We start from the raw sequence: 8,900 nt of genomic DNA, 5'->3' as shown, positions 1-8,900 counted from the left end.
AGGCTCGGGTGTGGCCATCGAAGAACATCTCCTGTCGCTCGTACGGATAGGCCCGCACAAAGGGCATGCCCGAATAGCGCGATCGCATACAGAAGAGCTTGACCTGCCGCTCCTCTCCTGCCATGCGGACCCAGGCAGCTCCCCAGTCGACTTCCGCCTCCTGCGCGAGCTCCGGGTCTAAGGGGATGACCGCTGTGACTGTCGGCCATCCCAGCCGAGCCTTCTGCTCCCGCACCCATCGTCTAACTGTCGACTCCGCACCCGGAAAGGCATACTCTTCGACCAGTCGGGTCCAGATCCGGTGCGCCGTGTGGCGATGCTTCTTGGGGGTCTCCTGATCCGTGCGGAGCCAGCCCTCGATGATGGCGGCGACCGAGTCCATCACCCGGGAGGCCGGTTCGTGCCTCCTCCGGTACTTAGGCTCCCAGCCAGCTAGAACCTTGCGGATCGTTTTGCGTGTATGCCCAGTCTCCCGCGCGATCTGACGAATACTCTTCTGATACACCCGAGCGGCCGTCCTGATGAGCTCGTACTGATCCATCCCTAGCACTCCTCTCCCTCCCTGTCTCTGGTGTGGTCTTGCTCGAACACACGAGAAACAGCGAGCGTATCAGAGTGGGCTCCTTTTGCTCGATCATTGCCGTGTTAGGTGGGTCCCTTTTACTCTAGCGAAATCAATTGCACGACCAGCGCAGGGCGCTTCTTCGCGGTCCGGAGGTCGGCATGTGGGTACAGCACGAGCACGACGTCCCCCCGATTACAGGGCATCGTATGCTTCCATCCCAAGGGCCTCCCAGTCCGCCTCAAATGATTTCAGGCGCGCTCGCGTCTCGGCGGCGTCGCTTTCAGTCCATCCACGGGCTTTGAGATCGAGGTGCTCTGCCAATGGGTTCAAAATTACGACCACTTCGGTCGGACCGGATGGGAAATCCTCCGGCAGAGGGATGGTCAACTGGTGGTTGGCGCCGATGGTCGTCCGGATTGTCAGGGTCTTCATGGCTCTACCTCTCGGTCGCAAGTTCGGGCTTGGGCTGTTTGCGCTCGCTCTGTGTCCACTTTAGGCCAAAGCAGAAGGTATGTCCAGTGGACCTTAGGGTCTGTTTGATCTATTTGGTCTGTTCGGCCGATTGCGTCCATGGCGTCATTGCGTCTGTTGCGTCGATTGCGTCATCGCGTTGATTGCGTGCGGCGTCGATGGCGTTGATGGGGGCTGCGGGACTCGCGAGACGAGCGAGACTATTGCGTTCATGGCGTCTGTTGCGTCCATAGCGTTGATGGCGTCGATTGCGTGCGGCGTGCAGCGTTTATGGCGTGCGGAGGGGCCAGGCCTGAGATGATCAGGGCCGTTTTGTTCGCGATGGCGGGATAAGGGGAGTTGAATGGCGGTTGAGCGGACGATGGGATCGGTGACGGCCACGTCAAGCCCATGCCCTTGCCCCAGTGCTTCGACATTTCTTTGAACCTCCGCAAAAAGCTCTTCGCTCAGTAGACTGCGTTCGTCTTCGACGGATTCCAGCTCGATGACGCAGGTGCCTTTACGGCGGGTCTCGACGAACTTCATGCCACCAGCTTGATCTCGTGTCTCTTGCTCTCCAACTCGACGACGAGAGCACCCCGGTCCTCGGTCAGTTGCTCATTGGCATTCAGGAACTCAATGCCATAGACTGTTCCATCTGGAGCGATATCGATGTTCATTTCATCACTGAGCTTGATCGTCGTGACTTGTTCGATCTTCTCGTGAATTCTCAGGTACGCGATGTTGTGCTTCGGATCATAGTTGAGTTTCATGTCTCCTCCGATCTTAGAAGAACTTGACGATGACCGTCAGGACGAGCCATCCGTCTTCCTCCACGGCGTACGCTTCCACTTGCTTTGTTGAGTACATCTTATCATTCAACATGCCGCCATACGGAAGTTTGAGGTTGTCAATAAGTTCGTTGAAATTATCTGAGCGGCTCCCATGGTTTTCTCACGCCGCCGTCTTCGTCAGAGCGGACTGCTGCTCCGCTTGCTCGTACTCGATGGTCGCGACGACCTGAGCAATACCCGCAAAGCCTTTCACGCGCTTGAGCTGCTTCTCGCAGTACAGCAACACCGTCCCCAGCCAACGCTGGAGCATCGTGCTTCCTCGTGTGCGTTTGATGTTCCGCTCGCTGTGCCGGACCAGCGAGAACATGCTCTCGATCGGGTTGGTTGACATCAGCGTCTTGCGCAGCAGCGCCGGCACCTTCAGTCGATGCAGCGTCAACAACTCCTCGAAGGCTTCCAGGAGCGAATCCGCCGCCGACTCGTTCTTGGCTCGCAGCCACGCCTCCAGCTCCAGCAGCATCTGCCTGGCATCGGCGTGGCGCGTCTGCTCCAGCGCGGTCTTGAGCCGCTGATGGGCCTCTTTGCGGTACCGCTTGGCCAAGTGTCGCTGGAGGTTCCGGCTCTTATGAATCGCACAGCGTTGATGCACCAGCTTCTTGCCGAACCGTTCCCGCAGCGCCTTGAGCAGGCCGCTGCCACCGTCGGTCACGAACAGGATCCGTTTGGAGAGCGAGAGACCGCGGCGCTCCAGATCGTTGAACAGCGCGACGCCGATCTCGTGATTCTCGAAAGGAGCCCTGCCAAAATCCCAGGGCCATCTTCTGGCCGCTCACGTCCACGCCCAGCGCGACAAGAAATGCCTCGCCGCCCCGGTGGATCGTGTCCAAGAAGATCGCGAACGGCGTGAACTCCGCCAGGGACCGCTCTTGGAACGCCTTCAGTTTCTGGGCCGTCAGCGTCACCATCTTCTGGGAGATTGACGACGGCGACACGCCGAATGCGTGCGCCGCGTCGAGGACGGTCTCCTCGTATTTCCGCGCCGAGACCCCTCGCAGGATTTTCTCCAACAACTCCTCGGAGAACTGCCCTGGGGAGTGCAGGTGTGCGTACGACTGCATGGGCACTTCCCCACGAACCACATGTCGGAGTCGCGGGCGGTGCACCCTGACCTTCTGGTCGCCGATAAAGATCGACCGCTCCTCGTGCGCCCACTTCTGGAGATTCGGGTCCGTCGGATAGGAGCCCGGGTCCTGCGAGCTCCTCTCGCTCGATCAGCATGACGCTCTCGGCGACCAGGCGTCCCATCTCCAGCATGACCGCGTCGAGCGCCTGCTTGCCCGAGTGAATCACACGGGTCAGGACCCCCAACAACTGCTGTTCCCCCGATATCGCCCTCAATCCAACCATGGCGTGCTTCCGTTGCCTCGTGTCTCTTCTCATCTGTGGCTCCTTTCGTTATTGCTACCGTGGAGTATTCCACGGAGGGAGCCACTCTTCAAATTTCAACGGACTTCAGTATAACCTCGGAAGTTTCGTCGGAATCCCGTTCGTCCATGCTTTGCCGCAAAGCGTTCACCGTGTTCCACGGCCCTCTTGACTTCTTCCTCCGTCGTTACCCTCTCTCGCAGTCGCTCTACCGCATGGGGGTGCAACCTCACCTTCATGAGTTCATTCGCTCCAGTGTTCGTTGCGTGCGGCGTTGATGGCGTTCGTTGCGTCTATTGCGTCTGTTGCGTCTAGGTGACGTGACGTTGCGACTCCGCTGCTAGATCTCCAGAAGTAGCCGCGCCGCCAGGTCCCGCGCCAGCATGCTGATCACCGGTATGGCGAGGCCACTGACGGCAAGCAGTTCCAGCCACAAGCGCGGGAATTGTTGCAGAGTGGTGTGCAACTGCCAGGCGCGGGCAGACTGGGCATTGTACACGCAGTATTGGTCGAGAAAGTCGATTTCCCTTCCGAGCAGTGTCACATCCTTGGCGCCGCCCAGGCCATGTTGCAGGTGCTGAAGGCGCACGCCGTCATGATGCTGGCGCACCGCCTTGCCCCAGCGCGCGATGCGCCCGCTGGTGAGACGATGGAACCCCCAGGCGGCCGCACCCAACACACTCACCACAATGAGCGCACCCAGCGGCTCGACGGCGAGGAGCAGGCTGCACAGGCCGAGCAATACCAGTGATTCAGCAAGCAACGTGATGCCCGGATGGATTCCGCTGAACGTGAACATGCCCACCTCGGCGATGATATTTCGAATCAATTGCGCCGAGTTGCGTGGCAAGTGAAACGTATACGGCTGGCGCAGATAGACGGTGAATAGGCGCTGCGACAGTTGCGCCTGCACACCAAAGGCAAAACGCGTCTGCCGCCAGGCGAGTACAGCCAGCAACAGTGTCTTGATGAGATATACTCCAACCAGCGCCAACATGCCACCGATGACAAGGGTCTGCTCGCTGGGGTTGCCGAGGGCGTGCAGGGCCGGGTGAAGCGCCGGATAGGTGCGTGCAACATCACGCTGTGTGAGCAGTGCAGTCGCCGGGATCATCAGACCCGCACCGAGTAGCGTCATGGCGTCTGTTGCGTCTGCACCATGCCGACGCACATCAGGCCCAGCAACACCACCGCACTGCGTCGTTCGGCGGAGGTGAGCAGGTCCCAGATTTTCCGGGCGGTTGTTGCGTTCATTGCGTCTGTTGCGTCATTGCGTCGATTGCGTCGATGGCGTGCGGCGTTTATTGCGTTGATTGGGTCGGACGGAAACGCGAATCGGCCTCACATGGAAGATCAAGACGCGATAAGCTTATGGTGAGAGATTGGAGTGTCAAGAAACTTCATGAGTTGAGAAAGTCTTCCGGATCAATCCCAGCTTGTTTCAGGATTGCGCGCAGTGTTCCTACCGGTATGTCCCCTGGGTGATTGGGAACCGTCGTGTAGCGAATGCAAACCCAAGTCTTTGCAGTCGCTTGATGACCTCACGATATCGAAACCCAGCCAACCGTCCCATGGCTCAGATATTGACGACCAATGGGAATTCCACAACCTCTTCGGCTGGCTGAAGCGAGTTCACCTCCTGGCGTTCGGCCCGGGCTTCCAGTAGCCTTCGAGCAACATCCCTGGCGATTTCCAATGTTTCTGCAACAGTTCGCCCTTGAGCGACCAGACCTGGTACGGCGCCGGAGGTGGCGAGGTACACACCCTCTGGCAGCTTCTCAATATGGATTCTCACAACCCGTTCCATTTCCTTCCTCCTTGAGTACTCTATCCATCTTCCATGAGGACTATACCACGCGTCTGTTGCGTCGATGGCGTTTATTGCGTGCGGCGTTTATGGCGTTGATGGCGTCATTGCGTGCGGCGTTTATAGCGTTCATTACGTCGTTGCATCATCGCGTTGATTACGTCGGTTGGGTCGATGGCGGTCGTCGTGTCCCGATTCATACAGAAAATGGGGTTGACACGGTCCACTGAATGAATACAGCTTATAAGATTCACTCCCCTCTCACGATGCTCAGCATTGACGGTCAGTGCGATGCCAGGTATAATTTTGTCATACAGAAAGGAGGGTAGTAATGTGGAGCACAAGCGGGTAGCCTTAACAGTGTCGCTTCCTCATGACCTCGCGCGGCGGTTCGGCGGATTAGCCAAAGCCGAGGCCAAGAACAAGAGTCAGCTTTTCCGCGATATGTTCCAGGCCTATGAGCAGCGTCGCATGGAGTTGGAGTTCTTTGAGCTTCAGCGGTACGGCGTCCGGCAGGCCAGAAAGAAAGGTATCCTGACCGAAGCTGACGTCGAAGCCCTGGTCCTTCAGGGTCGCTGAACGTGCGGGTCGTCTTCGATACGAATATCTTCATCTCGGCCTTTGCCATTCCTGGCGGCAATGCGGAAGAGGCCTATCTGCATGCCGTGCGGGGAAGATTCGTCCTCTTCACTTCTTTCTTCATTCTCACCGAAACCGCCAACATCCTCCGAACTAAATTCGACTGGACGGATGAGAAGGTCGAGCAACTCCTCACGTCCATCAGCAAGACGGCTACGGTCCTGAAGACCCAGCCTCACCTTCATATTCTCACGGATGAGCCGGACAATCGGATTCTCGAATGTGCCCTGCTGGCTGAGGCCAAAATCATCGTCTCCGGTGACCGCCATCTTCTTTCGCTCGTCTGCCATGAAGAGATCCGCATACTCACGCTCGCTGGTTTCCTGGACGACTTGCACCATTCTTAGGAAGTTGAAGGCTGGAAGGCGTCTATAGCGTTGATTGCGTCATTGCGTTATTGCGTCATTACGTCTATGGCGTTTATTGCGTCTGTTGCGTCATCGCGTTGATTGCGTTGGTTTGGGCTGTGCCGAGATAGACGGAATGGTCATCTTGCCAATCTGGAGACAATAACCCTAGCGAATTCTGTGAAATTGCCAAGGTGATGGCGGGCAATGGTGTGGACAATAGTCCAGTTGATTTCCTCGTAGTTGTGCACGGCGACATTACGAAAGCCCACTGCTTGCTTCAGTTGCATTGCCAGGTTCTCATGGATCACGCCAGCCTTGGCCAAGGCATCGAAGGTTTGGCCCATCGTATCCGGTGGTGGCACTTCCATGCCGGCAATAAGGTGCGCGGCGATGTCCACGCACAATTGCACGGCACGGGTCAGGTTGAGCGCGATAATATCTTGAAGATCGGGGTCTCGCTCCAACATTTCTGGGTTGGGCGGGCATTTGTCCGCGACGCGCTGAAGACATCGGCGCAGGGATTCGAGCTTGTGCTCGATCACCTCCCGATCCATGCCTGCCTCCTTTCAGCGAGGATTCTGTTGCGGTACGGCAGGTAGTCCGCTTGATCGAAGAGGTGCCTGCGGATCAGGTTGGCGTAGTGCGTATCGCTGCCCAGCAACCTTTTTCCGTGCCGAAGAATCTGCCCCAGAAGAGGCTCGCCAACGGTGTGGATATCCACCAGGTCAATCGGCCGGCCGGTTCTTCTCGCCAACTCGGAGATCAGCGCTATTTTCTCGCTGGCCGTCAGGCGGCGCCCCGCGTCTACCGCCAGGTCCAGATCGCTTTCCATACGCCCCTTGCCGGCCACCAGCGAACCGAACATAATGACCAGCCCGATACCCGGCTGAATGCAGATAGCAGCCAGGAGAGCCTGCTTGAGTGTCCGGTCTATGGCGTTCATTGCGTTCATAGCGTTTATTGCGTCTATGGCGTTATTGTGTTATTGCGTCTGGTTGGTCGAGCTCGTCCTTCACAAGGTACGCCTTCCCGTATGATATTACGAGCCAAGGCGAAAGCCTGACTGTGTTGCCATTCCTCCTCGCTGCGAAGGATCGTCGATACCAAGACCCCATAGCGATCCATGAGCCCCCGCTCAACGTCCAGTACGGCTCGGGCGTGCGCTGATCGATGACCACCAGCATGTCATCATCAGACCCTTCCCCAGCGTCCCCTCGGCCCTGGAGCCAAAGAGCAGGATCTGCCGCACACGAGGCCCCAGCCCCTCTCAACTCCGTTGCAAATGTCCGCACTACTTGGTCCATGTGGCCTACCATGCCGGTTTCAGGTCTCCCGCAGCGTGCCCCACTGGTGCCAACACTTTAGGCCAAACGAGGGGTGGTGTCTATAGCGTCACCGAGTCGAGGGTTCAGTGAACAGCAACACGCCAAGGATGATCCCGGAGAAAGTCTAGTATCTCACCTCAGTGACGATATTGCCAATTAGCTGCGCCGAGTTGCGTTGCAAGTGGTTTCTACCCCATGACGACTTCGTAACTCGTCCCTTGAAGCTGAACATTTCTCTTCAGCTTATCACGCCCCCCAACCGCCAGCACCTCATCCACCCCACAAATAGGCATTGACGGCCCAATCCGTTCATGTGTACGTCATTGCGAGTACCCGAAGGGTGCGCGACAATCTCAGCGTAACACTCGCAATAACACATCCCAATCATACTTGTCCAACATAGGATTTTTGAAAGACCGGATTTGGACAGCAATCTTAAAATCTCCCCTCGCCCCTCTTTTCCAAAGAGGGGTAAATCCTCCCTTTGGCAAAGGGAGGTCAGAAGGGTTCTTCGATCACGTAAAGTTAGTATTTTGAGAGCGTTAATAAGTTGTCCGGCATCTGAACAAATGGATCGGGCTAACCCGTGGTGGACCTTAGCATCCATCATTGCGAAGACGCTGCCCGCTAGCTCCGCGTCAACCAACCGCTCAAACGTCTGTTTGGTCTGTGACGAGAAAGACCTGACAACAAGGACAAATGTAACAAGTACGTAAGTCAGCCGACGGCGATTGCCAATGACTGCGGGCGGTGACGCAGCGGGGCGAGGTGCTTCCTGAATCCGGTCAAGCGACAGCCAGCACGAGGTGGCCGACCGGCTCCGCAGCCGGCTTCACCTTGATTTCGATGTCGTAGCCAAGCCGGTTCAGGCAGTCCATCAGCTTGCGCTCGGATAAGTTGGAAAAGTCGCCGCGCATCATGCCGGACACTTTCGGCTGGGTGATCCCCATGCGACGGGCGGCTTCTTCTTGAGTCAAGCCCAGCTTGCGCACGGCCTGGGTGATTTTGATCACCAAGCCGGACTTGATCTTGAGCTTGTCGGCATTCGGCAGGCCCAGGTCAGCAAACACATTGCCGGAGCTGCTTTCCGCCTCGATACCATTAATGAGCCTTTTTTTCATTTCGTCGCTCCTTTGCAAGCGTTTTCGGCCACCTCAAGTACGCCGGTACCGCCGAAACCTTTGAGCACCTTCGCCGCGTCATGCTGATCGCCGCGCTGTGCGAAGTCCAGGGCATGGCCGAAGAACTTCCGCACGTCGGCAGGAAGCGCCATCAAATCCTTTTTGCTGCTCCCCACCCATTCGATCGGTTTTTCTTAGGAATGGCATGTGCTTATTATACCTGTACTGGTATAACCAAAGCAAGAAGACTTTCAGGGCTATCGGCGGGTTTCACGTTTCGGTCCCACGAAAATCACCATCGAGCAGCGGATGCGCGGCATCGCGCGGGGAGAGTACTAAGAACCCGCCATTGATCAGGCCGCCATCACCGCACGGCTTGCGTCATCGCGTCGATTGCGTCTGGGGGGTGCGGAGGTACGCGAAG

Annotated in this window: 10 protein-coding genes and 4 pseudogenes; 2 read left to right on the top strand and 12 right to left on the bottom strand. The window is 57.4% G+C overall.

The annotated features are described in order from the left end of the window. The 8 genes and pseudogenes from CLG94_RS02490 to CLG94_RS02445 all read right to left on the bottom strand — a co-directional run. A pseudogene (locus CLG94_RS02490) lies at positions 1-541 on the bottom strand (IS21 family transposase); the annotation flags it as partial. 216 nt (positions 542-757) lie between these two features. Continuing rightward, on the bottom strand, positions 758-997 hold the full coding sequence (locus tag CLG94_RS02480) for a hypothetical protein (RefSeq protein WP_107561317.1): 240 nt from the start codon (positions 995-997) through the stop codon (positions 758-760). 144 nt (positions 998-1,141) lie between these two features. Beyond that, positions 1,142-1,561 (bottom strand): hypothetical protein, encoded by a 420-nt coding sequence (locus CLG94_RS02475; RefSeq protein WP_107561316.1) that lies wholly within the window; start codon positions 1,559-1,561, stop codon positions 1,142-1,144. Further along, a complete protein-coding gene (locus tag CLG94_RS02470) occupies positions 1,558-1,788 on the bottom strand; it encodes a DUF2283 domain-containing protein (RefSeq protein ID WP_107561315.1) in 231 nt (76 codons plus the stop codon). The genes CLG94_RS02475 and CLG94_RS02470 overlap by 4 nt, the downstream gene beginning before the upstream one ends. A gap of 181 nt (positions 1,789-1,969) precedes the next feature. After that, positions 1,970-3,249, bottom strand: a pseudogene (locus CLG94_RS13515) (IS256 family transposase). A gap of 325 nt (positions 3,250-3,574) precedes the next feature. Then, entirely contained in the window at positions 3,575-4,348 is a 774-nt protein-coding gene (locus CLG94_RS02455; RefSeq protein WP_153062379.1) for a 6TM ABC transporter family protein, read from the bottom strand. Between the two features lie 286 nt (positions 4,349-4,634). Continuing rightward, positions 4,635-4,807 (bottom strand): annotated as a pseudogene (locus CLG94_RS02450) (type II toxin-antitoxin system HicA family toxin). 3 nt (positions 4,808-4,810) lie between these two features. After that, positions 4,811-5,041 (bottom strand): type II toxin-antitoxin system HicB family antitoxin, encoded by a 231-nt coding sequence (locus CLG94_RS02445; RefSeq protein WP_107561311.1) that lies wholly within the window; start codon positions 5,039-5,041, stop codon positions 4,811-4,813. Between the two features lie 333 nt (positions 5,042-5,374). Here CLG94_RS02445 and CLG94_RS02440 point away from each other — a divergent pair, with 333 nt between their 5' ends. Together CLG94_RS02440 and CLG94_RS02435 are read left to right on the top strand one after the other, a co-directional pair. Further along, positions 5,375-5,620, top strand: a complete 246-nt coding sequence (locus CLG94_RS02440; RefSeq protein ID WP_107561310.1) for a ribbon-helix-helix protein, CopG family — start codon at positions 5,375-5,377, stop codon at positions 5,618-5,620. A gap of 2 nt (positions 5,621-5,622) precedes the next feature. After that, positions 5,623-6,027 carry a putative toxin-antitoxin system toxin component, PIN family gene (locus CLG94_RS02435; RefSeq protein ID WP_107561309.1) on the top strand — a complete coding sequence of 135 codons (405 nt, stop codon included), beginning with the start codon at positions 5,623-5,625 and terminating at the stop codon, positions 6,025-6,027. 140 nt (positions 6,028-6,167) lie between these two features. Here the strand turns inward: CLG94_RS02435 and hepT are convergent, their stop codons facing one another. From hepT to CLG94_RS02410, 4 genes and pseudogenes are all read right to left on the bottom strand, one after another. Then, positions 6,168-6,584 carry a type VII toxin-antitoxin system HepT family RNase toxin gene (hepT, locus tag CLG94_RS02430; RefSeq protein WP_107561308.1) on the bottom strand — a complete coding sequence of 139 codons (417 nt, stop codon included), beginning with the start codon at positions 6,582-6,584 and terminating at the stop codon, positions 6,168-6,170. After that, positions 6,569-6,982, bottom strand: coding sequence for a type VII toxin-antitoxin system MntA family adenylyltransferase antitoxin (mntA, locus tag CLG94_RS02425; protein WP_107561307.1), 414 nt, complete (start codon positions 6,980-6,982; stop codon positions 6,569-6,571). The genes hepT and mntA overlap by 16 nt, the downstream gene beginning before the upstream one ends. Before the next feature lie 1,158 nt (positions 6,983-8,140). Then, positions 8,141-8,476, bottom strand: a complete 336-nt coding sequence (locus tag CLG94_RS02415) for a helix-turn-helix domain-containing protein (RefSeq protein ID WP_107561305.1) — start codon at positions 8,474-8,476, stop codon at positions 8,141-8,143. 8 nt (positions 8,477-8,484) lie between these two features. Next, positions 8,485-8,628: pseudogene (locus CLG94_RS02410) on the bottom strand (type II toxin-antitoxin system RelE/ParE family toxin); the annotation flags it as partial. Positions 8,629-8,900: the final 272 nt, after the last annotated feature.

It is taken from the genome of Candidatus Methylomirabilis limnetica, assembly GCF_003044035.1.
GTDB lineage: Bacteria > Methylomirabilota > Methylomirabilia > Methylomirabilales > Methylomirabilaceae > Methylomirabilis > Methylomirabilis limnetica.
This window is presented reverse-complemented; position numbering and strand designations above follow the sequence as displayed.

What these genes read in the sequence shown, in the direction of transcription:
- CLG94_RS02470 (WP_107561315.1), bottom strand. Translation starts at nt 1,788, where the DNA reads ATGAAACTCAACTATGATCCGAAGCACAACATCGCGTACCTGAGAATT.
- CLG94_RS02455 (WP_153062379.1), bottom strand. Translation starts at nt 4,348, where the DNA reads ATGATCCCGGCGACTGCACTGCTCACACAGCGTGATGTTGCACGCACC.
- CLG94_RS02445 (WP_107561311.1), bottom strand. Translation starts at nt 5,041, where the DNA reads ATGGAACGGGTTGTGAGAATCCATATTGAGAAGCTGCCAGAGGGTGTG.
- mntA (WP_107561307.1), bottom strand. Translation starts at nt 6,982, where the DNA reads ATGAACGCAATGAACGCCATAGACCGGACACTCAAGCAGGCTCTCCTG.
- hepT (WP_107561308.1), bottom strand. Translation starts at nt 6,584, where the DNA reads ATGGATCGGGAGGTGATCGAGCACAAGCTCGAATCCCTGCGCCGATGT.
- CLG94_RS02475 (WP_107561316.1), bottom strand. Translation starts at nt 1,561, where the DNA reads ATGAAGTTCGTCGAGACCCGCCGTAAAGGCACCTGCGTCATCGAGCTG.
- CLG94_RS02480 (WP_107561317.1), bottom strand. Translation starts at nt 997, where the DNA reads ATGAAGACCCTGACAATCCGGACGACCATCGGCGCCAACCACCAGTTG.
- CLG94_RS02415 (WP_107561305.1), bottom strand. Translation starts at nt 8,476, where the DNA reads ATGAAAAAAAGGCTCATTAATGGTATCGAGGCGGAAAGCAGCTCCGGC.